Origin of the sequence: Paenibacillus sp. F4 (assembly GCF_002894905.1) — a bacterium.
GTDB classification, from domain to species: Bacteria; Bacillota; Bacilli; order Paenibacillales; family Paenibacillaceae; genus Paenibacillus; species Paenibacillus polymyxa_B.
The window spans coordinates 25,604-48,305 of record NZ_POVS01000004.1; the positions used below are offsets into that span (position 1 = coordinate 25,604).

A 22,702-nucleotide genomic window follows, 5' to 3' on the forward strand; every position below is an offset into this window, starting at 1 on the left:
GGATCCGTATTTAAAATGGATTTCGTTAGTTATTGTATTTAGTAATTTTTTAATCCAATCCCCTGTAATTGCTCTATCTTTCACGGCTCAAGCTATTCTACTTCTACCACGGAAGGGAGGTGAGCAACAATGAAAAAGAGTATCGCGCGTCTTGTATCTAAACTGTTAGTTAACGATGCAGAAAAATCTTCTAGATCCGAAAAAACATTGGTAGGCGCAATGCCGCTTCCAAAAGAATTAAAAAAGAACTAAAAAAGAAATGAACATACTCATATGGAAAACAGACAAATTTTCGCACCTGAGATACTTCCAAGTGGGGACTTTGGAAATAGGTATTCATTTTTTGAAAAAGACTTAGTGTGTGTAGAGAGATGGATACCGAAGTCCAATTATGAAATACCCTTCTTCATTACAACGGATGGAAACTTTACCGCTCCTACAACACACGGGGAATTCGCTGATGGATTCCCCGATTTTATTAGCTTGGACTCGGGAAACTTGGTAAATTTAAAAAATGTCTCTAGAACGGAAACAGGTGAATATGGAGGGAAAGTTTTTTTCGGCGAATCTGACGTGTATACTAGCGTTAATAAGCTCAATTCGACGGTGCTTACTGATCTTATAGAAGCTGCCAATAAGCGGCCGACCGATCAGCGTTTTATTATAGGCACTGTTAATTCTAAGTCAGGTCTTTTTCCTGCTAGAGACGTTTATTATATGGACATGTGGGACCCGAAGAAAAATTACCATGTACCGCGTTTCTATTATGCTGGCGGATTTTACGTGGTTGCTCTTACCATGCGACATTGCCAGGATGCTTTTCCTTATCTATTTCCCGCAACTCCAGGCCACCTCATAAATGTATCCAAGGTAGCTGGGTTTGATGAACACAGTTTTGGCACGATAGTTAGGTTTAAAGATACGGATTATACGTGTCCGATATCGAAGCCAAAACATAGAAAATTGAAAAAATACTTCAAAAATAACTAAACCCGGCCAATGGTCGGGTTTTTATTATCATATTTTATCTTCATTGTCAATATCAATCTACCCTAGGATGGCCCAAATCAATTCGACATCATACGACATTTTTCCCCTTTACGCCATAACATGATAGTTGATATAAAAGGGGTAAGAGATTCAAAAAAATAGAATAACAGGAACGCAAGTTCTCGTTACGGGAAGGGAGTTAAAAAAACGCCTCCCAAAAGAGAGGCGCTTAATGTGGGTTGGCATCCCTGCCAGGATAGCCAAATCAGCCCCACAGGAAATTGAATCAACGTGAGTATACATGAAAAATAATTGCCAGTAAACATCACATCATGGGAGTTGATTAAATGGAACATGACACAATTACAATAAAAAAAGATATTAAATATGAGTACATTTCTCTGATAGCGGAAGCAATCACTAAAACTATGGGAACAGGAGAAATAACCAAAGTTAGAGTTGTTTCTGAAAATTCGATCTCAGACGTTTGTCTTTAAAAATGCAAACAGAAATGCAAACATACTTAGGGAAACACAACGTTACTTAATGACACTTAAAAGACCCAAAAACCTTATACCTCAAGGTTTTTGGGTCTTGTTAATACTAGCAAAACCTTGTCGCTACAAACTCGTAATGCGTAGGCCGGGGGTTCAATTCCCTTCACCAGCATTCTATGAAACTCAAGCACAGCGCGGCTTCCAAGCTTTTTGGAGGTCGCGCTTTTTTGTTGAATTGAGCATTCTTCTACCATTCTTCTACCCTTTAGTCTAGTAAAGTAGGTTTTTCGGTGCTAATGCTCTCTCCTGTGATTGAATCGCCAATGTTTTTTAACACCGCTTCTTGGAGATTCGGAAGAACATGTGAATAGGTATCCAGAGTCACATTGATAGACGAATGTCCAAGTCGCTCTTGAACGATGTTCGGATGAATACCAGCTTTGAGAAGTAATGTTGGTTATTTTTACACTTCCAGGATTATGCGGTTCCAGAAATTAAAGCAGCATTTTTAAATCTTATTGTTAATGTGCCGGATCAAGCTTTTAACCACCATCATAGCATTCACCCTCAAGTTACCATTGGAGGATTTTAAAGCAAAAGCTCTGCTAACCTTATGGTTGGCAGAGCTTGTTCGTTACCGGAACTCCGTATTTGTTTTCGCAGCCCCTATCGTTAGATACGCTTAATTTATTTCATTATATCGTTCGACTGCCTTGCTTAGCTTATAATTGAAATTCTCAGGTGTGCCATCCGTAGTGTTCAGGAACTGGCCGTTCAGGTCAGAATCAGATACAGGTTCCTTCTTATTGATGCGTTCAATGACTTTCGAAGCAGCCGCTTTTGCCTCAGTGGCTGAATCAACATAGTTCCTGATACTGAAGCTGTTAATCCCTTCTTTTTGAACTCGATTCTTGTCTTTTGAGATTGTCATGAGCGCACTCAGATCTGCGGTCATAATGTCGTATTTGGCTTTAAACTTCGTCATATCAAGCTGCAGCACATTGTCGGCGGTGATACCCTGCTCATCCATTTCAATGGCCGTAGCCTCGGCATCTATCATGAACTTCAAGGCATTATACCTGATCTGCTGGTCTGAATCCTTGAGTTTTTGCAGTTCAGCCAGACGCTGCTCGTTACCCAACTTTTGCATAGCCGTGAAGTATTGTTTGGAGACAGTCTCGTAAGCGAGATTGGCACTTACCAGCTTGGTATGCAGCTGTTTTCCTTTTGCGAAATCATCATCCACGTAGCCTTTTGTATCATAGTAGGCTTTCATCTCGTCCAGGACGGACAACAGATCATTGATGACCGGTGTCAGTTTGATCACTGCGGGGTCTGCGTTCGCAAAAGCAGGTTGGCTTGCGGTATAGCCGTTCGCTTTATCAATAACTTCCCGCTCAGTTTCAGCAACGCCGAGCATGATGAAGCTGAAGTTCTTCTCGATTACAGGCTGTGTATCAACTCCGAACTTCTCGAAATAATGAACCAGAACCTCATTGATTCTGCCTGTCATCAAGTTATTCAGCCTCACATACGCATTGTATTTTTCGATTTCTTTGCTCTCGCCGGACGTAACACCTGCAGACGCTTGATCCACGGTGGATGTAATGGCAGAACAAGCGGACAACATTGCACCTAATATGATAATGGCAATAAAGAATGATAGCTTTCTCAAAATAGTGATTCCTCCGACTGAGTAATTTAACGTGCTTTTCTTTTGTAAGATGTCTGAATAGGGAGAGAACAACTGACCTCTTCTGGTCGATTAAATTCCCTCTTCGCCGCATATCAATGTTGATTGTGAAACAATCTATTCAATTTTAAATTTATTTGGTGAATAGGTCTTGAGACTTGAGTAGCATAATTTTATAAATTTCTTTGTTGTTGACGATTGTTCTGCCAACTTCCTAAATGCTTGTATTCCATTGGAACTGTCCTGCTCGTTAGCTTAACGTCGCCGTTCAGTCTACTAGCTTTCAGCAGGCCGCTGTGCCAGCTATGAAGGATCTGGAGATAAAGACGGGGAGGCGCACAGAGGACATAAAAATTAGGCTGCTTGCTTTAGAGCAAGATAACTATATTTATGGGGGCGGATAATTCTACACTACGGGATATCGTCATCTGGAGGGCTGGGATCGCAAACAAAAGATCATTCTACTCGCAGGAGACGGAGAAGGGTACTTTAGAGAGCATTAGGCATCAATCTCGTCTTGTTGCCTCAATTATTTCCTTCTAACGGCTTCGGATCATTTATAAATATTTGAGGAGCCTTAGGGCGAACGTAATTAAATAATTACAGACTTTTTTTGGACAATCTTATACGCTGAGGTCTTTTTAGTAGGATTATTATGTTATATATAATTAGTTTTTTTGTTTTCGTTTCATGCTAAAAATTAAATTCTAGCATTAGTTGCACGGTATATTGACAGTTGGTCAATTATGGTGAAAAATGAAGTATGTTTTTAAAAATTATGGAATATTTATGCGAAGGGTGGCTATGGCATGAAGCATACACCTACGATTCGGGCGGAATTAGACAGGTACCTACAACAAGAGGCTTTGAGCATGACGGAGTTTGGACATATTGCAGGCATGAACAGGGGGATAGTAAGTAGCATAGTGTCAGGAAATAAATCTATGTCTGTTAACCAGATAGATCGCATTACTGAGGCTATGGGTTTACCAGAAGGCTATTTTTATGATCTATTTATAGAGAACTACATCATCGATCATCCCCCGAATATGAGACGAATTGAGCCATTTTTGTATCGCTGTGCGGAGTTGGACAAGCTGGGTGCAATCCGTCGAGTGGTAGAAATCATCATGGACAACCTACTCTATTCGCCTAAACTATTTGATATGGCAGAAGCGCTATTAGCACAGGGACGACATGATGCTGCATTGCTGCTCTATGAGGGCGTAGCTGAAGCGGAGAAGTACCAACATTCTGAGCGCTTAGCCATCTGTCAATATCGTATATTCACGATTCAAATTGGAGACGATCAAAGTCGCAATCTCAGTGCAGCTACGATATTTGAAGCTTTTGTTGAGCGCTTAGATGAATTAGACCAACTCGACGCACTGAAGGATTTGGCTAACGTGTATCGTTCTTTGCGTAAATGGGATAAGGTTGATGAAACAGCGAAAAAAATGAAGCAAAAAGCGAAAACTCAATATTCGTTGAAACATCAACAGAAGAATCGAAAGTGTGACGAGACTAATAAGCAGCTAAGTCGTCCCTTGTTTGTATACATTTCCTATGCCGATTTATTGTGTGCGAGTGTCTGTGAAGCTCAAGGCAACTATCAACAAGCTCTAGATTATACATACACCTACGCTAATCTAGATTGGGTCAAAGAGACTGACGACGACACTCAACACTGGGTTAGCTTGTTTAAAAGTTGGGCAGAAGGTAATACTTACGTATATAAACTGTTGTCAGGAGATATAAGTGTGCTTCAAGATTATGTTGAATATATTGCAGCGACATCAGCCACTAACGAGAATGAGAAAATCTCAAAACTGTTGAATGTTATAATTTCAGCAAACCAATATAACATAGATGTGGAAGGTATACTTCAGCAATTTGAAGCCGAAATAAACGCTTTTGCACAACAGCAACCATCATCAGATGATATGTATACCCAACAGGTGATACCGGATTATATCGCGTGGTTTGGTTACGAGTTAGCTTATTATTATTTACATCGAGGATCTTACATTGATGGTTTTAAACATTTGATGTATGCAATGGTAAGTTATCATACATTAAATAATGAGACTTATTTTATAAACTGCATGGGTTTGTTTTTACATTTTCGAGATTATGCAGTTCCTGAAACCAAAGCAGCATTTTTAAATTTTATTGAAAAGGTGTGGATGACCAATGTTGAAAAAAATGGTACTGCTGATCATTGCGGCTAGCTTTTTGTTTATTGTTACTGTGCCGGATCAAGCCCTTAACCACCACAATAGTATTCAGCCTTACGTTACCATCGGAGGTGCTTAAACGTAAGCAAAGCAAATCCCCGCAAACCTTAACTGGTCGGCGGGGATTTTTGTTGAACAATCTAAGGAACAGTGTGTTGAAGATTCGTGCGGGAAGTTTAGGCTTTAACTGGTTCAGGTCTTTTTAATTGAAGAGGGGGAGGTATTAGCCAACCCTTTTCTTTGTTCATTTTTAGAATACGAACTCCCAGAGCAGTCTTAGTTAGATGATATTTCGCAAATAAAGCCCCGATGTCTTCTCTAATGGATTGACCCATAGCTTGGCTGCAAGATGTCAATCCCACAGAGGTATCTAATGCGATTTTAGCTGCAATTTCGGGATCAGTAAACCTTGCACCAACCGGGATATCCTCAAGTTTCACAGGGGGTCTTTCAGGCAAAATAGGAGCTGGAGCAATACCATTATCAGTAAGCATTGCGTCGCATTCCTGGATTTCCAGTTTAGCTTGATCAATAAGATCATCCAGTATTTTTTTGAGTTCTTTGTCTCCTGCGTGGTTTAAACATGCTTGGTAAAATGAAACGCTGCCTTTCGCTAACGCTGAAAACTGCCACACACTATAAATTTCACCGTAATGCATGGGCTCGTCTTTTGGATTCCCGCTTAGGATACCCATTATAAAAACCACTCCTTTTTTAATTTTAATGATGTACAAATTTATGATTCCCAGTAGTGAAGATTTAATGTATGTATACGAAATAAGTCCTACTGGGCATGCTAAATTCATTAAAGAATTGATTTCAAACAAAATTTAAAGGAGTGGTTTAGGTATGGTGAAAAAAATGAAGATAATGGTTGTTGTTGCATTAATGATTTCATGTTTTGGAGCGGCAGTAGCATTTGCTGAAAACGGTGATACCAATATGGGCACAAACGATAATGGTAGAACACAAATGCTGACTACTAATAATAACGATAACGATAACGATAATGATAATTGGGGATGGCTTGGTCTGTTGGGGTTAATTGGATTGGCGGGTTTAAAACGTCGCGAGCCTGAAAACCACAAAAAAAGATAATCGTAAATAACAACTCAAAAACAACTTAACAATCCCCGCTAACCTAACCTGGTCGGTGGGGATTGTTTTTAATCGAACTATGTCTTTAGACGAAGAATAAAGATTAAGACACCACTTTTGATCTCTGCGATGATGGCTAGCAGTCGCGCAAGCGAAGATAGGCGAGGAGAAGAATTCTGCTTGCCTAAGTTCCAAAATGGTGCAACTGAAAGGCGATATGCAGAAGGTATGTACCAGAAGTTATATTGTCAGCGCCATATCTAATCGTCAAGATCAGAAGGACGTATTGGACCGGCTTTTACGGAACCAGCAGGATATAGGCAATGTGATCGAGCCTTATTATGGGGAGGCCGCCGGTAATAAGCTGGCGGGTCTTCTGAGGGAGCATATTCTGATCGCGGGGAAAATTGTAGCGGCTGCCAAAGCGGGCAATCAGGCGGATGTGAAAAAGCTAGATGCGGATTGGCATAAAAACGCCGACGATATCGCCAGGTTTTTAAGTGCAGCGAATCCGAACTGGCAGTTTAAAGCGCTACAAGATATGCTGTATACGCACCTTCAGTTGATTACGGAATTAGTCCTTGACTGTATCAAAGGAGATTGGAAAGCTTATATTGCAGTAATCGACAAAAACGAGATCCATATGATTCATTTAGCGGACATCTTGACAGAAGGCACTGTCAAACAGTTTCCTGAAAAATTTTAAGTGAGCGCTATAGACGCTGCCAAGCAGATTAGCTTTCTATAATCGCCCCAAAGGGTGGTATAGAAAGCTTTTTTATCGGTTTAATGAATCGTTAATACAACTATGAATGCAATCGGCATGTCGAACCGATATACGTTCTCCCGCAGCTCAATGTTATTGACTCTATTTCGACGCACTCATAATACGTAGGGGTTCAATTTCCTTCATCAGCATTCTGTGAAACTCAAGCACATTAAAATTTATTGATTTTCCTTCGTGAGAAAAGAAGCTGCTAACAGTGTAGTATTCGTATAGCCACCTGAGACATTTTCATATGAAAAATTAGCGATAGGAACTCCAATAACTGTGGCAACGTCTCCTTCAAAAATTTCTCCACTTGCTCCCGGATAAACTGCCATTACTGTATTATCATTTTCATCACTAATATAAACGATAGCCGTTGTTCCTATAGGAATGTTATCTTCTTCTATATCTATTACATCACCGCTTATTTTTACAAATTTGTTTAAGTATAAGTTCAGATTTTTATTTAAGTGTTTTGTTGTTACGGATTTATCTACTAGATTAATGACTTTGCTTTTATCTGTGGAAGGAAATAAGTCACTGTTTTTAACAATGAAGTCATAAGATGTTTGTTCCATAGAAGCTTGATCTTCTGTTAACACGGGTGTTCCATCTTTCATGAATTCAGCAAATAAATATTGTTTATCTGTGACCTCATTTGTAGAAGCTTGCTGAGCAGTATTTTCATTGCTTGCTGTTTGTTCAGTAGCAAAGGATGTACTTGAAGACCCAGACCTTGTCGTTGTTTCCTTAAAATTGCTTCCACAAGCTGTTAAAGCTACAGAAAGTAGAGCAATGGATAGAATTTTTTTTAACATGACGAATTCTCCTGTGTATCCTCATCGGTTGAGGTAGTTGCTCATTTTATCTTGTTACCTTTATTATCGAATATTGGTGTTGAATACATAAGCAAAGCACAGCACAGCTTCCAGGCTTTTTGGAAGCCGTGCTTTTTTTGTTAAAAAAAACGATGTGCAAACTTTTAGTCCAGAAAAAATGTATCGTCCAGTATAGCAGTTTAGGCGTGATCTCGAGATTACAGTAAATGTAAATAAGGACTTCATCGGCATATTAGCCGATATGAAGTCCTTCATCATGTTTATTTAGTTGAATATTCGCTTACTTCAAATGTGAGAATTTTGTTGAAGATTACGTAGTCTTTGCGATTGCTGAATGGACCTTTGTTGTTATTGTGCTTGTCAATGGCAAAGAAAGAAGCACCTCTACCAGCATCTTTAGCGTCATACCAAGCGATGAAGGCATTGAGTTCTTTTTTACTCAGATCGAATTCTTTATCAAACCCATTGTCCATGGTTACAGTCAGAATGGCGCGATCACCAGTTGGTTGGGAGGCCCCATCGGTATCTGACGGATCCGGTGTAGTAGAAGGATCAGGCTTTGTAGACGGATCCGGTGTAGTAGAAGGATCAGGCTTTGTAGATGGGTCTGGTGTAGTAGAAGGATCAGGCTTTGTAGATGGATCCGGTGTTGTAGATGTACCTGATTCTTGGTAAGGCAAAAATCCTTCAGGAACTGGATATTTAAAATCGCTTGCTCCGAAATTAGCTTCGTAAGTCATTTTTCCACCAGTTCCATTCGCGACCATCGGGAAAACCTGTGTTCCTTCTAGTTCAGATGGTTTAACGGTGTTGGCTCCCAGGGAAACGCCATTCTTGTACCAAACAATTTTATCGTTATCTAAGTCCAGTGCAACACCGATAACATCATTAAGTCCAAACATAGGACCATAAGCTGTTCGTACGTCTGATGTAATTTTATTTATAATTTCACCACTATAACCGTAGTATGCTTGATATTTCGGACCAGATTCACCTGTTATTCCTACTAATGAAATACTGTGGCTAACCTTTACTTCCCAATACCATTTTCCTTTTGTTTTTCCCACTGTTGCTTTGTCGCTTGCTCCTACTTCCCCAAGAGAAGTTACTACAGATCCGTTTTTCCAAGTCACATTTGTAGTCTCAGCTTTTGTAACGGCAGGGAACAAGGAGAACACCGAAGCTCCAATGAGAAGGGCTAACACTATTGTTCCAAGTTTTTTGAATATAATATTTTTCAGGACTTCCTCCTAAATATATGTAATAACAAGTGAATTATAGAATTAGATTGGGAGAATTGTCCAAACATTAAATGATATATATTCAAATATGAGTATTATTATGGAATTAAATTTGTTTCAGGGGAACGTAGGTCGTCGAAAGTATAAAGGCACTAGTCATTAAATTGGAGGTTTCGAAGAAACATCCGATTAAGCTTCGTAAGAAACAGTGGATGCATGCGCAGAAATGTTTAAAGCAGAAGGAATCCATATGTGGTTCACCGAAATGGAATATTTGAGGTGATCATCGTGAAACGCACATATAAAGTATTGAAGACAGACATGGAGTTGTTTGGAGCTGCTCTGGTCCAGGCACATGTATACGTTGTATCCGTTGATGAGGAATTGCGTGTGACATTTGAGGATTATGGGGGAGTAGTAGAGGAGGTTAAGCTAGAATCAGTTAAGATAGCGGGTAAAATTTTTATGCGAGACCAGTTTGAATTTCGAATAGACCTAGTATCAGGAGAGGACCCAGAATGACTAATAACTCCGACGGTCAATAGCCAGTATAGAGAAATATTTCACGTACATAAATAAGGCAACAGAGTTACGAGTCACAATAGCTCAACTTCGGAATTAGATTGTATGAGGCGTAGGATTCGATATTCATAATGACAAGGCATATCCCATATGACTAAGTAAGTGCTTTTTTGCTCACATAGAGGAGGGATATGATTGGATGCATTCGTTTCACGCTCATTAGATGAAATACGATTTTGGTCCAGGATTATGAAGGAGCATTCATTTTTTCTGGGGTTAGGTTTTCGAGCGGAAGATACTCAACTTAAAACAGAAGCCAATCGGTTCTACGCCATTTTTGAGGATATTGAGAAAAGGTCGCATGAATTTAATACCGAGACAGATCCTTATACAATCAAAGAGTTTAATACGGAAGTTCAGAATGCGGCGACAAATATTTGGGCATTTAAGAGAATGGTATTGGGCCTTATATTACAATGCAAACTTCCTGGGCAAACCAATTTTCCCTTACTGGTAGATCACGTAAGCCGGGAAGCCAATTATTTCAGAAATCGTTTAGGAGAACTCAATTCAGGAAAGCTTGAACCATTACCCGATGCAATTATTGATGAAAATGTATTTTTCTTAAAAATCATGGCCGATCACGCAAAATTTATAGGCCATTTGCTTGATCCATCCGAACGTAAACTGGTTGAACAAGCTAGGGAGTTTAGTAATGATTTTGATATGCTGATGTTTCAAGCGATTGACCTAAGTCATATGCGGCCACAGTCACAAACCGTTCCACTCCTGAGTCAATTTGTTGATGAGAACCGTGTCTCTGTGAAGTCTTTGCGTGATTTTAAGAAAACAGCGCGTGATTTAATCGACGAGTGCCGAATAAAAAGCATTATCCATCCTTTATTGGCCGATCATGTATTTCGTGAAGCTGAGAGGTTCCTTTTTATTCTCGATATGTTTGATCAATCCTTATCAGGTGTTAAGGTGAATAAGAGAGAAATCATGCACTGAGAGAAACTAACAAAAAATCCAACAGCGGCAGACCAAGACCTGAAAAATAAAGTCTTAGACAGCCGCTGTTGTCTTCCAACTAACGTGTATGAGTACATAGAAAATCCAATATGTCAGCATTAAGCATCCTATGGAAACGTTCGCGATCAAAGCCGGGAGGGTCTTGCGATGGGAGAAATGCCGGAGTCCTCATCGATTCCGGGAAAGGACTCAGAAAGGAGAAATGTCCGGCGTTTTTTACTGTTTTGTATTGTACCTTCTTAGGATCTGGCACGCACTATTCTAAAATTCTGCGTTTCTTATCATCCATCATACTTTTCCTTGCTCGAATTAGCACAAAACACGTATGTTTATTCTGTATTAAAGCTCGTCATTATTGCATTTTAAATCCAAATATCATTGACTGCTGTTAATTCTGAATCCGCTTCTCCAGTATTTACTACACCTCTCGGCTCTACTAGCATGATGTGGCACTCCTGATGTGCGAAAGGCTTGTGTTCGACCCCCTTAGGTACAATAAACATTTCTCCCTGAGAAACCTGTACCCGTCCATCTCTAAAATCAATAAACATCTCGCCTTCAAGTACAATAAAGACCTCGTCAGTATCTTGATGATCGTGCCATACAAAATCCCCAACTATTTTCACCAATTTAAATTGATAGTCATTCATTTCACCAATAACTTTCGGAGACCAATGATCACTAAACTTAGATAACTTTTCATGCAGTTTGATTGATTGATACTTCATAATAACCTCCTTGGAATTTCCTGAAATTCAATTACAGTAATAAGAATATTGAGATTTGGTACTTTTATCTACTACCTACAATGGTTAAACGATTGTTCGCTCTGAAAAACTAGATATCCTCTGACGGATTTATAATCGCCAGTACCTGGTGATCCTCCCATTTTCCGTTGATCTTTACGTTGCTTCGAGAGATGCCTTCTTTATGAAAGCCAGCCTTCTCAAGCACACGGATGGATCCTGGATTCCGAGGAGAGGCTTCCCCGAAGATTCGGTGAAACTTTAGCTCATCGAAAGCATAGCGAACCACCTGCTTCACCGCCTCCGTCGTATAGCCCTTGCCGTTATATGCTTGGTCTAGGCTGTATCCGATCATACAGCTTTGAAGCGGCCCCCTCACCACAAAAGATAGACCTATGCTGCCTATAATCCGGTCGTCCTCCTTGTGGCATACCACAAAGGAATATTTCCGATCCTCCATCATGTCGGTCTTGCTCTTAATAATCGTCTGGAGCTGGTACTCCTCCGTATAGTACTTCTCTTGGTTGTTTGGTGAAAACTTATCAAAGAACTCCTGATTGCGCTTGTACATTGCTGCCAACTCTGCGGCGTCCGTCTCCTCAGAGAACCGGATGTATACTTGCTGCTCCGACATTTGCACCATCCTTCCAAACTATAATATTGAAAGAATTATATCACAGGCTGAAGATTGGGAAATGATTTGATGAATGGTGTATATCAGGCAGCATTCCTTTGAATGTTAACAAAAAAATATATAGCGAAATTATTGGATTGCATATAATGTTTTCTAAAAAAGGGAGGCCAGAAAGTTGAATTATACTTACGAAGTGCTTGAGGAGCGCATATCCGAATGGGGACTCTCTAATGAAGAAATTATTGCGGTTTATATCGTTGGGTCCCGGGCAAGAGAGGACAAACCTTTTGATGAGTTTTCTGACTTGGATGTAGTCGTCTTTTCAACGAATCCAGATTACTATCTTCAAAATGATCAATGGTTATTAAACATCGGCAAGGTTTGGACCAGCTTTATGTTTCGAACGGCAAAAGGAGATCCGGAAAAACTCGTTCTCTTTGACCAAGGGGCTGAGGTTGATTTTCTATTCCGTCATACATCCGATCTGGATCATATAATCAAAAATGGACGTATTCCTGAAGGGTTTCAGCGGGGGGGCAGGATGCTGCTCGATAAGACGGGAAATGGAAACCAAATCATCCCTCAAACCACTACGATCCCGGGTACTCCTCCGATATCTGAAGGTGCTTATCTACAGGTTGTTAACATGTATTGCTTCGCCTCTCTCTATGTGGCTAAACAAATTTTGCGCAATGATCTGTGGGTAGCTAAGCAAAGAGATACGGACTGTAAACAATTATTGCTGCAAATGATAGAGTGGCATGCAAAAGCTGTACATGGATCGGAATATGATACTTGGCATGCAGGGAAATTCATAAATGAATGGGCTGATCAAGATGTCGTTGCTGATTTGAGAAAATCTTTTGGGGAATATGATCCCAATCATAGTTGGGAAGCACTGGTCGTATCCTTTGAGTTGTTCAAACGGTTATCCTCGGAAGTGGCAGCTAAGTATAAATACTCGTATCCGAATGACTTGTTTTCCCATATTCAAAACTGGTTAGGGGGACAATATGATAAGCATAGATAAAAAGTCGGACACCCTAATTGTTGTGCTGCATGAGATTTATGGGATTAACCAGCATATAGAAAATTTTTGCAGCTCATTATCGGATCAGGGCTATGCTGTCATTTGTCCAAATTTACTAGGCAAAGAAACGCCTTATGACTATTCGCAAGAGGAAACTGCCTACACCAATTTTATGAATAATATAGGATTTGACCGCGCTTTCTATCATATCGAAAGTTTATTATTAAGTAATCGAGCTCGTTATAAAAAGGTATTTATCGTCGGCTTTAGCATAGGGGCAACGATTGCCTGGCTGTGTAGTAAAGAAAAGTATGTTGATGGAATCGTAGGATACTATGGCTCTCGTATTAGAAATTATTTAGAAATAGCTCCACATTGTCCAATACTGCTTTTTTTCCCACAGGAAGAACCATCATTTAATGTGGATGAGCTCATTTCAACTTTAGACAACCGTAATATCCGGGTACATAAATTCAGTGGACAGCACGGATTCAGTGACCCGTACTCTCCCCGATATAACGTACACTCAGCTCAGCAATCATTTAAAGAAATGGTAGAGTTCTTCAAGGAAGGTTGATCAATGAACAGTTCATCTAGCCCACACCTTTTTCATTGTTCTGGGGAAACGCACAGTCATGATGTGCGAATTAGTCATATGTATATACATCATTGACTATGAAAAGGGGATGTATGTGGCTGTGGCTACCTTTTATCAAGCCTTCAAATTGAAGAGTCGGATTTGGCGAACGATGCTAAAGCGGAACGGAGTAACAGGGATTGGAGTAGGCTATGCTGATCCTAACAGACCCGCAAAGGGTGCGGCGATTGTGTTATATACCTTGAGAAATCTTTCGGCTGTGACGCAAACCAAATTGCAGGCAGTAACCCATAATATAAGTCGGGCTTCTGCGGTACCTATCCGAATTTTAGGTGTGGGTTCCTTCAAAAGGGAAGCGACGGCTCCTACCCAAACGAACCCTCGCCAAAGATGGCGCCCTGTGCCCGGTGCAGTCAGTGTAGGAACGACGGTTCCCACCACTGCAGGAGGAACCGGAGGACTCATTGTTATTAAGAATAATACTTTGTTTATTTTGAGTAATGCCCATGTTCTAGTCCCGACGAATACAAACCAATTTCACAATACCATTCAGCCTTCTCCGGCAGATGGGGGCAGAACGGCGGATCAGATCGGGAGAGCTTTTCAATTTGTCCCGCTTACTACGACAGGTGTTAACTTTCAGGACTCTGCCATTGCTATTGCCAATTCAAACAGTCTGCTTAACCCGAGGTATCTGATTAACCAAAGCGGTGGCCTCATTACCGTACCCGGGCACTTATTGAGCTACCGTCTGGGAATGACGTTTAAAAGAATGGCAAAAACCAACGGCTTCGCCAGAGGAGTCGTGGAGGCGATTGGCGTGGAACAAAGGGTGAGAGGCGATTCGGGAATCAAGATTTTCCGTGATCAAACGGTCATTCGTTTTACCCAGGGACGAACTGGGCCTGGAGATTCAGGTTCCGTATGGCTGAATGACAGTAACGATCGGTTGAACAACTATGCGGCCGCGGTCCATTTTGCCGGATCTACAGACGGAACGCGTTCTACATCTTTCCCGATTGAACGAGCGATGAGAACGTACGGAACCTTGGTCGCCATCCCGGCTGGAGCTGGAAGATATAAAGCAGGTGTAGCAAAGGGAAAGGCTCCAAAAAACAATTATGCCTATGTCCGTCCAATGACGAGAAAACAACTGGCCTTGTCTCCAATCATAAAATCCAATGCGGAATAAGAGAAGGACTAGAACTATGATGATCTAGTCGACTTCTATCGAAAATATCTCTTTAAAACCTCTTTTACCATCGGCTGTAATACGTATCGCTCGGGTTGTGGGCAGACGCTCGATCCAATTTAATTCGAATAATCTGTCTAGAACAGCACTTCCTAAAGCACCTGCAAGGTGATGGCGTCGTTCACTCCAATCCAGGCATTTATGTGAGAAGGAGCGGCGCTTTTGTCTTGTTTTTTTTAGATCAATCTGAAAGTCAGTGAAGAAAGCCTCTCCTGATTCCGTGATATGAAGCCCGTCCTGATCTTCGAAAAGAATCCCCTTTTGAATGAAAAAATTCATGAGCTGTACGCCTAATTGACCCGCAACATGATCGTAGCAAGTTCTTGCCAACCGTAGGGCCTCGTTTTCAGAGGCATGTTTGAATGAATGGATAGGGACAGGCGGAGCTATAGATAAAAATGACTCCATCACCCGGGCAACTTCGGGGTCTTGAATGCCATAGTAACGGTGCCGCCCCTGTTTTTGCACAGTAACGACTTGTGCCTCGGTCATTTTTGCTAGATGGAAGCTGGCTGTTTGCGGTTTGATGCCTGCCATATGGGCCAATTCACTTGCCGTGTGGAACCTGCCGTCTAATAAAGCGGTGAGTATAGCTGCACGGGAAGGCTCGCTAACAAGAGAAGCAATCATGGCTACATTTGACTTGGTACTCATGGCACGATTATCCCCCTTTGTAATCCATACTTCGATGAAGGTTGAAATATTTATATTTTACAATAGGGAGGTAGATCTGAATAGAAGGAGAAGAGATGATGAACCCAATACATCAGATGAATGAGATGAATCATAGCCCAGACGTTATAACGATTAACCCTAGCATTTTATATTACGGAACCCCTGTGATTTTACTCAACACGCTGAATGAGGATGGAACAACCAATATTAGCCCCATTTCCTCCTCGTGGGCATTAGGAGATTGTGTGGTACTAGGCATTGGAACAGGTGGCAAAGCATTAGAAAATATGGAGCGGCATCCCGAATGTGTAATCAATGTTCCTGGGCCTTCGATGTGGGAAAATGTAGAACGTTTGGCTCCTTATACAGGCAAGAATCCTGTTCCAGCGGAAAAAAAGGAACATGGGTTTATGCACCATAAAGATAAGTATGAGATCAGCGGACTAACTTCGATTGAGTCGAATAGGGTCAAGCCCGCCCGAATCAGGGAGTGCCCTATTCAAATTGAAGCCAAGGTCAAGGATGTAAGAATCCCTAACCATTCTCCTTATTTTGCGATCGTCGAAACTCAAGCCATACAGGTGCATGTTCATCAGGATATCATCCTCGGCGAGAACCATATTGATCCGACAAAGTGGAGCCCGCTCATCTATAACTTCCGCCATTATTTCGGCCTTGGGGAGCAGTTGGGTAAAACCTTCCGGTCTGAAACCTGATGATATAATGAAATGTAAATAAATCCTGATGAAGCATTTATTTTAGAAAATGGAGGGTACAAGTTGAAAACCAATTTCTCTGTTTATAATCAGGATCTTGCTGTTCAGATGGATGGTCTAACCCGGATTATAGAGTCAAACCCTATGCTAGATGCAGTGTTGCAGAAAGCAGTTGAGTTAGAAATAAAGCATTATTACGTAGGTGCCGGGTGTATTGCGCAAAGTGTCTGGAACCACCTGCTCGGCTTGCCCCTTCAACATGGGATTAACGATGTTGATTTTGTGTATTATGATGCCGACGTATCGTATGACAAAGAATGCGAGGTGATCCATAACGTCAGGGAACAGTTTGGAGATATGGATATGCCTGTCCGTCTGGATATTAAAAATCAGGCGCGCGTTCACTTGTGGTATGAACAGCATTTTGGCTATACGATCCAACCGTATAACTCTCTAGAGGAAGCTATCAATACTTGGCCTACGACTGCTACGGCCTTAGGCGTGCGAAGGACAGAGGGCGGAGCTTGGAAAGTTTACGCCCCTTTCGGATTAAATGATCTGTTTGGGTTAATCGTGAGGGCTAATAAAGTCCAGATAACCCAAGAGATATACAATAACAAGGTACAAAGATGGAGAGCCAATTGGCCGGGACTAAGAGTTATTCCTTGGGAGTCGAATTGAACATTTTAATAATATCCTACCTGAATAATGAGAATTATCTTCCCAAATCGTTCTTTTTGTGCGAGAATGATTGAAAAATCATCCATGAGTACGCATACAGGAAGAGACGATTCATACAGCACGTATAACAAGGGAGGAAATAACCATGTCAGAAGAACGCAAGCTGTCATTCGAAACTCTCGCTGTCCATGCCGGACAACAAATTGATCCTACTACCTTTGCCCGCGCCGTTCCATTGTATCAAACCACTTCATATGGATTTCGGGATGCGGAGCATGCGGCTGATTTGTTCTCGCTGAAAGAATTCGGCAACATTTATACGCGTCTGATGAATCCGACCACGGATGTATTCGAGCAACGGATCGCCGCGTTGGAAGGCGGGGCTGGCGCGTTGGCAACGGCTTCGGGAGCGGCGGCAATTTCCTTCTCCATCCTGAACATTGCGGGAGCTGGGGATGAAATTGTGTCGGCCTCCAGTCTGTATGGCGGTACATATAATCTATTTTCTACAACACTGCCGAAATTGGGCATTAAAGTACATTTTGTCGATTCGGATGACCCAGAGAACTTCCGCAAAGCCATTACGGATAAGACGAAGGCATTATTTGCCGAAACGATTGGCAACCCACAGGGCAATGTGCTGGATGTGGAAGCTGTAGCGGCGATTGCGCACGAATATGGTATTCCGCTAATTGTGGATAACACATTCCCAAGTCCTTACTTGTTGCGCCCTATTGAATACGGAGCGGACATTGTCGTGCATTCTGCAACGAAGTTTATTGGCGGACACGGTACGTCTATTGGTGGGGTGATCGTGGACAGCGGCAAGTTTGACTGGAAAGCGAGTGGTCGTTTCCCAGGACTGACTGAGCCGGACCCGAGCTACCACGGAGTTGTTTACACCGAGGCGGTGGGACCTATCGCATATATTATCAAGGCACGGGTGCAATTGCTGCGGGACTTGGGAGCAGCCATTTCTCCATTTAATTCATGGTTATTGCTTCAGGGCTTGGAGACACTTCATCTGCGGTTGGAAAGACATAGTCAGAATGCCTTGAAGGTAGCGCAATATCTCGAAGGCCACAAGGATGTGGAGTGGGTCAGCTACACCGGGCTGCCAAGCCATCCGTCCTATGAATTAGCTCAAAAGTACTTGCCGAAAGGACAAGGAGCAATCCTGACCTTTGGTATTAAAGGTGGAAGCCAAGCGGGAAGCAAGCTAATTGCGAATGTAAAGCTATTTTCTCATTTGGCGAATGTGGGTGATTCCAAGTCTTTAATTATTCACCCGGCAAGCACAACGCACCAGCAGTTGAATGTGGAAGAACAGGTCGCTGCCGGAGTCAAACCAGAGCTGTTACGCCTATCTGTCGGGACAGAAGCGATAGACGATATTTTGTACGATCTGGAACAGGCGATCGCGGCCAGCCAGCAGTAGTAGCAGTAGACCCTTCTTAGACTAAGTGTGACAGAGCATTCGTGTAGCATCGCAAGTGATTTTTCGACCCAGATCGGTATTCGTTCAGGGTTGATCAGGCGGGGGGCAACCTCCGTCTTTTTTTGCGTGTTGACATCATACCCCCATAGGTATATATTATACCCCGTAGGGTATATGAGGAGGGGAAGAAATGGGTAGGAAAATAGTTATTATTGGCGGGGTAGCAGGTGGAGCTTCTGCTGCTGCGAGATTGCGTAGATGGAATGAGGAAGACGAGATTATTCTGTTTGAACGCGGAGAGCATGTTTCTTTTGCGAACTGTGGCCTTCCCTACTATATTGGCGGGACAATCCATGCGCGGGAGAAGCTGTTTCTCCAGACGCCTCAAGGGATAAGAGACCGTTTTAATATAGATGTAAGGGTACTGAAAGAAGTGATACAAATAGACCGCGAGCAGAAGCTCGTCCGCTTCCGCGATATGATTACAGGGGAAACAGATGAGCAGCCGTACGATATTGTGGTATTGTCGCCGGGAGCCAAACCGATGATACCGGACATTCCCGGATTACATGAAGCTGTGAATGTATTTACATTAAGAAACATTCATGACATGGACGTCATTAAAGCATATGTAGATGAAAGACATCCCCAGCATGTCACGGTGATCGGGGCCGGATTTATTGGGCTGGAGATGGCCGAGAATTTGCGGGAGCGTGGACTTGCAGTAACTATTATTGATATGGGTCAACAATTATTGAATCCGCTGGACCCTGAAATGGCCAAATGGGTAGAACAGCATATGAGGCTGAACGGGGTGGAGGTGCGTTTAGAGGAAGGAGTCACGGCTTTTGAAGAGCAGGGGACACAACTTCGATTGACCTCCGGGGGTGTGCTTCATACGGACATGGTTATTCTGGCGATCGGTGTTGTTCCTGAAAATGAGTTGGCTAAGCAAAGCGGATTGGAACTTGGTTTTCGCGGCGCCATTCAGGTCAACGCCCAACTGCAAACCAGCGATCCGGCCATTTATGCGGTGGGGGATGCCATCCAGGTCAAAGACCGCAATCATGGGTTTGCAACGATGGTATCACTAGCTTGGGGAGCCAATCGTCAGGGGCGTTTGGTAGCGGATCATATTAACGGTCAAGCCATTTCTTATGATGGGGCGCTTGGAACATCCGTAATTAAGACCTTTGCATTGACTTCAGCTTCTACAGGTAATAATGAAAAAACATTACAGCGGCTGGGCGTTCCTTATCAGGCTGTTCATATTCATCCTGGTTCGCATGCCGGCTATTACCCTGGCGCATCACCCATTGCTATGAAGCTGCTCTTTAATCCTGAGAACGGGATGATCTATGGGGCGCAGGCTGTTGGAGCTGATGGAGCAGACAAAAGGATTGATGTGATTGCGACGGCTATTCGTGGTCATTTGAACGTCCGTGAGCTGGCTGATATTGAACTTGCTTACGCACCTCCCTATTCTTCAGCAAAAGACCCTGTGAATATGGCGGGTTACGTGGCTTCGAATATCATGGATGGGCTGGTCCAAACGATACAGTGGCATGAAGTTGATGATTTTCACCGCAATGGTGGTCTTATTATTGATGTTAGGGATGCGGTGGAGCTACAGGCAGGGGCCATTCCAGGTTCGATTCATATTCCTCTGGCCGAGATTAGAGAGCGGATGGCAGAAATCCCCAGTGATCTGGAGATCGCGGTATCCTGCCAAGTCGGTCTGCGAGGCTATATTGCGGCCAGAATTTTGACTCAAAACGGTTATCGGGTGAGGAACGTTGATGGTGGCTATAAGACGTATTCGGTTATGGCTGAATGTGATCATCTCTTAAAATAGTTCATCACCCATCCAATCTGGTTGAGGTGATCCGTTACTTCGCCGTGCAACGCACCAAAGAAAGTATCTTGTAGCTCCACGGTAACGGTACCCTTTTCTGCTAGTGCGCGGTAAGCTTGCTTAAGCTCGTCCTCACTTTCACAGTCGAGAATGATTTGTACATGCTGTGCTTTCAGCGGTTTACCGTAGGAATCTGAAAAATGGATATGACTGCTACCCAGGTGAAGTTCAGCGTGCAAGAGTCTGCCTTCCTGCTTGTTTAGCACTTTGATTTTCCCGCCTAACACCGATTGGTAATAATCAATGGACTGCTGCACATCGTTTACAATGACAAAAGGACTTGCACTTCTCATGGGATCATCATTTCCTTTCATGTCTTTGGTGTAGGATCGCTACTGTACATTATTTACCTTATCCGCAGGGTTTACCCCTTTTCTGATCAAATTATGGCTTGGTTCACTGTGTGACGTCTGTTACAATAGAAGAGGCATATACGAATGGATAGAAAAGAGGTTGAACAGGTGGGCACTTCAGTGATTTGGGAAGCAGTTATATATTGGGTGATCTTGGTGATTTCCGCTCTGTGCGTGATCGCAGTATCGGGTACTCGGAAGACAGCAAGCACGATTATTTTAGCGCCCGTTGTTTTGTTCTGTACCATATTTATGATGCAGGGATCAGTGTTTACTGCCATGAATCACCCGACGATGGGGTCTAATGTCGGTTTGGGTATGGCATTTCTGACAACATGGGTGGTCAGCGGAATATTGTTTGCTGTAGCGCTTGTAATTGCTTTTATTAAATATAACAAGAAGAACAAGGCGTAATTTAGCCTTAACCTCAGATGGATAAAGGCTTTCGGTGATGTGCCGAAAGCCTTTTTTTGTATTTTTTTAACAATGTAGGATGTCTCTGCTTATCTGCGTCTTCTCATAAGCAATACAACGATCAGCACGACGATGATCACGATCAATAGGAATTTCATATTCAATAACCTCCTTGGTCTGTCTCATATTTGGTATTAACCACTTTTAGTTAGTATGTACCGATGAATCTCAAGCAAGTATTTATTGTTGATTACCTGGGAAAAATTAGAATGTGGGACTAAAAAGAGGTTTACAGGCTTAGCTGGAAAGTGTATACATAAAGTAAGGAGGCGATTGCCATGAGTGATCGTGCATTTCATTTGTTCTATATTATTTTCTTAACGGTTCTGGCACTTGGAAGTGTTGGTGGAATCGCCTGGTGGTTGCGCTCTGTTGGTCGTCAGGAGAAGGAAAAAAACTAAATTCAACATGGGCATAAAAGCCCGAATGCATCTTCCAGTAGGAGGATGCATTTTTATATGTTATAATGGGAACGTATGTTCTTTGTAGGAGGGAAGACGATGTTGCCAGATTTGGAACGAAAGCTGCTACGTATTTTGTATAATTATTTCGCCCAGCATCGCCACATGCCCACAATGGCGGAATTGACCGTAAAAACAGGCAAGCGAGACGCTGAAATTACAGTCGCCTTGCGACATATGGAACAGGAACGCTACATCACTTGGGAAAACAATTCGGGTACCCAGCATGTTGTTTTACTGGAAGGGTGGGAGCGTCCCTCGACCCAAAGGCGCACTCAAGCGGAAACAAGACGTTCCACTACGCAAACGATGCCGCCCGATGGTACAGAATATTGGACGAATTATTAGAAGGTATATAAAACTGGAAAATTAATGAGTTTTTAAGGTGCATATCATTTAGTTTTAAGAAAGCGAGACTATAATGACCCTATTAACCCCTTTTTGATCAAGCTATAGGCCCTGCCGATGTATCGGCAGGGCCACTTTTTTGTTCATAGATATGCTTTCCGTATATGAAAAATCCCCCGGGGATCATCCGGAGGATGGTGCAGTTTGCATATACTGCACGGCCTGCTCAAACTTCATCGTTTGATGGCATAATATATATTCAACCCCTGCTACCTTGCATTATATGGTCAGCATGTTCATAAGGGGCAGTGTGATTCCACTGTTCATTTTCCAAACGACAAAAGCCCTACCTCTCTTTCGTCCTTGCGGCTCCGATGACCGCGCCAGTGTGAATGTGAAAATCTTCGGCAAAAGCTCAAAATTCTACATTAGGGTTATACATAAAATTTGGAGAAGCTCCATA

Annotated in this window: 25 protein-coding genes and 2 pseudogenes; 17 read left to right on the forward strand and 10 right to left on the reverse strand. The window is 42.3% G+C overall.

What is annotated here, in order from left to right:
* Positions 1-129 precede the first annotated feature (129 nt).
* The gene (locus C1T21_RS27640; protein ID WP_258012324.1) at positions 130-252 is read left to right on the forward strand and encodes a hypothetical protein; all 123 of its coding nucleotides are present in this window, start codon (positions 130-132) and stop codon (positions 250-252) included.
* A 21-nt stretch (positions 253-273) separates the two neighbouring features.
* The gene (locus tag C1T21_RS00790; protein ID WP_103046824.1) at positions 274-990 is read left to right on the forward strand and encodes a hypothetical protein; all 717 of its coding nucleotides are present in this window, start codon (positions 274-276) and stop codon (positions 988-990) included.
* Positions 991-1,752: 762 nt separating this feature from the next.
* On the opposite strand, the pseudogene C1T21_RS27645 reads toward C1T21_RS00790, so the two are convergent.
* Positions 1,753-1,941 (reverse strand): annotated as a pseudogene (locus C1T21_RS27645) (tyrosine-type recombinase/integrase); the annotation flags it as partial.
* Between the two features lie 228 nt (positions 1,942-2,169).
* Positions 2,170-3,162, reverse strand: a complete 993-nt coding sequence (locus tag C1T21_RS00795; protein ID WP_103046825.1) for a YiiG family protein — start codon at positions 3,160-3,162, stop codon at positions 2,170-2,172.
* 827 nt (positions 3,163-3,989) lie between these two features.
* On the opposite strand from C1T21_RS00795, the gene C1T21_RS00800 reads away from it, so the two are divergent.
* On the forward strand, positions 3,990-5,411 hold the full coding sequence (locus tag C1T21_RS00800; RefSeq protein WP_103046826.1) for a tetratricopeptide repeat protein: 1,422 nt from the start codon (positions 3,990-3,992) through the stop codon (positions 5,409-5,411).
* Between the two features lie 182 nt (positions 5,412-5,593).
* On the opposite strand, the gene C1T21_RS00805 is transcribed toward C1T21_RS00800, so the two are convergent.
* Positions 5,594-6,112 (reverse strand): DUF3231 family protein, encoded by a 519-nt coding sequence (locus tag C1T21_RS00805; protein WP_025723699.1) that lies wholly within the window; start codon positions 6,110-6,112, stop codon positions 5,594-5,596.
* 154 nt (positions 6,113-6,266) lie between these two features.
* Between C1T21_RS00805 and C1T21_RS00810 the strand changes: the two genes are divergently transcribed.
* Both C1T21_RS00810 and C1T21_RS00815 read left to right on the forward strand, forming a co-directional pair.
* Positions 6,267-6,515, forward strand: a complete 249-nt coding sequence (locus C1T21_RS00810; RefSeq protein WP_103046827.1) for a WGxxGxxG family protein — start codon at positions 6,267-6,269, stop codon at positions 6,513-6,515.
* A gap of 157 nt (positions 6,516-6,672) precedes the next feature.
* Positions 6,673-7,221 (forward strand): glycosyltransferase, encoded by a 549-nt coding sequence (locus tag C1T21_RS00815; RefSeq protein ID WP_374703713.1) that lies wholly within the window; start codon positions 6,673-6,675, stop codon positions 7,219-7,221.
* A gap of 239 nt (positions 7,222-7,460) precedes the next feature.
* Here C1T21_RS00815 and C1T21_RS00820 read toward each other — a convergent pair whose 3' ends face one another.
* Both C1T21_RS00820 and C1T21_RS00825 read right to left on the reverse strand, forming a co-directional pair.
* On the reverse strand, positions 7,461-8,102 hold the full coding sequence (locus C1T21_RS00820) for a hypothetical protein (RefSeq protein ID WP_103046828.1): 642 nt from the start codon (positions 8,100-8,102) through the stop codon (positions 7,461-7,463).
* 281 nt (positions 8,103-8,383) lie between these two features.
* Positions 8,384-9,364, reverse strand: a complete 981-nt coding sequence (locus tag C1T21_RS00825; RefSeq protein ID WP_103046829.1) for an SPRY domain-containing protein — start codon at positions 9,362-9,364, stop codon at positions 8,384-8,386.
* 288 nt (positions 9,365-9,652) lie between these two features.
* Between C1T21_RS00825 and C1T21_RS00830 the strand changes: the two genes are divergently transcribed.
* Complete coding sequence (locus C1T21_RS00830) at positions 9,653-9,886, forward strand: hypothetical protein (RefSeq protein WP_180984527.1); 234 nt, start codon at positions 9,653-9,655, stop codon at positions 9,884-9,886.
* 195 nt (positions 9,887-10,081) lie between these two features.
* Positions 10,082-10,897: a DUF2935 domain-containing protein gene (locus tag C1T21_RS00835; protein ID WP_103046830.1), complete on the forward strand. Its 816-nt coding sequence runs from the start codon at positions 10,082-10,084 to the stop codon at positions 10,895-10,897.
* Positions 10,898-10,976: 79 nt separating this feature from the next.
* Here the strand turns inward: C1T21_RS00835 and C1T21_RS28370 are convergent.
* The 3 genes and pseudogenes from C1T21_RS28370 to C1T21_RS00850 all read right to left on the reverse strand — a co-directional run.
* Positions 10,977-11,171 (reverse strand): annotated as a pseudogene (locus C1T21_RS28370) (alpha/beta hydrolase family protein); the annotation flags it as partial.
* Positions 11,172-11,280: 109 nt separating this feature from the next.
* The gene (locus C1T21_RS00845; protein ID WP_103046831.1) at positions 11,281-11,646 is read right to left on the reverse strand and encodes a cupin domain-containing protein; all 366 of its coding nucleotides are present in this window, start codon (positions 11,644-11,646) and stop codon (positions 11,281-11,283) included.
* Positions 11,647-11,755: 109 nt separating this feature from the next.
* Positions 11,756-12,298 (reverse strand): GNAT family N-acetyltransferase, encoded by a 543-nt coding sequence (locus tag C1T21_RS00850; protein WP_061830017.1) that lies wholly within the window; start codon positions 12,296-12,298, stop codon positions 11,756-11,758.
* A 175-nt stretch (positions 12,299-12,473) separates the two neighbouring features.
* Between C1T21_RS00850 and C1T21_RS00855 the strand changes: the two genes are divergently transcribed.
* From C1T21_RS00855 to C1T21_RS00865, 3 genes are read left to right on the forward strand one after another with little or no spacing between them, the layout of a single operon-like run.
* Positions 12,474-13,328: an aminoglycoside 6-adenylyltransferase gene (locus C1T21_RS00855; RefSeq protein ID WP_103046832.1), complete on the forward strand. Its 855-nt coding sequence runs from the start codon at positions 12,474-12,476 to the stop codon at positions 13,326-13,328.
* Positions 13,312-13,905: a dienelactone hydrolase family protein gene (locus C1T21_RS00860; protein WP_103046833.1), complete on the forward strand. Its 594-nt coding sequence runs from the start codon at positions 13,312-13,314 to the stop codon at positions 13,903-13,905. Before C1T21_RS00855 ends, C1T21_RS00860 begins: the two co-directional genes overlap by 17 nt.
* Before the next feature lie 58 nt (positions 13,906-13,963).
* Entirely contained in the window at positions 13,964-15,118 is a 1,155-nt protein-coding gene (locus C1T21_RS00865; protein WP_103046834.1) for a hypothetical protein, read from the forward strand.
* Positions 15,119-15,142: 24 nt separating this feature from the next.
* Here the strand turns inward: C1T21_RS00865 and C1T21_RS00870 are convergent, their stop codons facing one another.
* Positions 15,143-15,832, reverse strand: a complete 690-nt coding sequence (locus tag C1T21_RS00870; RefSeq protein ID WP_103046835.1) for an ArsR/SmtB family transcription factor — start codon at positions 15,830-15,832, stop codon at positions 15,143-15,145.
* A gap of 98 nt (positions 15,833-15,930) precedes the next feature.
* On the opposite strand from C1T21_RS00870, the gene C1T21_RS00875 reads away from it, so the two are divergent.
* The 4 genes from C1T21_RS00875 (at position 15,931) to C1T21_RS00890 (ending at position 20,543) form a co-directional block, all read left to right on the forward strand.
* Complete coding sequence (locus C1T21_RS00875; protein ID WP_103046836.1) at positions 15,931-16,569, forward strand: flavin reductase family protein; 639 nt, start codon at positions 15,931-15,933, stop codon at positions 16,567-16,569.
* A gap of 63 nt (positions 16,570-16,632) precedes the next feature.
* Entirely contained in the window at positions 16,633-17,250 is a 618-nt protein-coding gene (locus tag C1T21_RS00880) for a nucleotidyltransferase family protein (protein WP_258012325.1), read from the forward strand.
* Positions 17,251-17,395: 145 nt separating this feature from the next.
* Positions 17,396-18,688 carry a homocysteine synthase gene (locus C1T21_RS00885; RefSeq protein WP_023986774.1) on the forward strand — a complete coding sequence of 431 codons (1,293 nt, stop codon included), beginning with the start codon at positions 17,396-17,398 and terminating at the stop codon, positions 18,686-18,688.
* A gap of 190 nt (positions 18,689-18,878) precedes the next feature.
* Entirely contained in the window at positions 18,879-20,543 is a 1,665-nt protein-coding gene (locus C1T21_RS00890; RefSeq protein WP_103046837.1) for a CoA-disulfide reductase, read from the forward strand.
* Here C1T21_RS00890 and C1T21_RS00895 read toward each other — a convergent pair.
* Complete coding sequence (locus tag C1T21_RS00895; protein ID WP_103046838.1) at positions 20,528-20,896, reverse strand: VOC family protein; 369 nt, start codon at positions 20,894-20,896, stop codon at positions 20,528-20,530. The genes C1T21_RS00890 and C1T21_RS00895 overlap by 16 nt on opposite strands.
* Before the next feature lie 144 nt (positions 20,897-21,040).
* On the opposite strand from C1T21_RS00895, the gene C1T21_RS00900 reads away from it, so the two are divergent.
* From C1T21_RS00900 to C1T21_RS00905, 3 genes are all read left to right on the forward strand, one after another.
* A complete protein-coding gene (locus tag C1T21_RS00900) occupies positions 21,041-21,370 on the forward strand; it encodes a hypothetical protein (RefSeq protein WP_023986776.1) in 330 nt (109 codons plus the stop codon).
* Positions 21,371-21,708: 338 nt separating this feature from the next.
* Positions 21,709-21,831 (forward strand): hypothetical protein, encoded by a 123-nt coding sequence (locus tag C1T21_RS27650; RefSeq protein WP_023986778.1) that lies wholly within the window; start codon positions 21,709-21,711, stop codon positions 21,829-21,831.
* Between the two features lie 99 nt (positions 21,832-21,930).
* Complete coding sequence (locus C1T21_RS00905; RefSeq protein WP_023986779.1) at positions 21,931-22,239, forward strand: hypothetical protein; 309 nt, start codon at positions 21,931-21,933, stop codon at positions 22,237-22,239.
* The last annotated feature ends 463 nt before the right edge of the window (positions 22,240-22,702 follow it).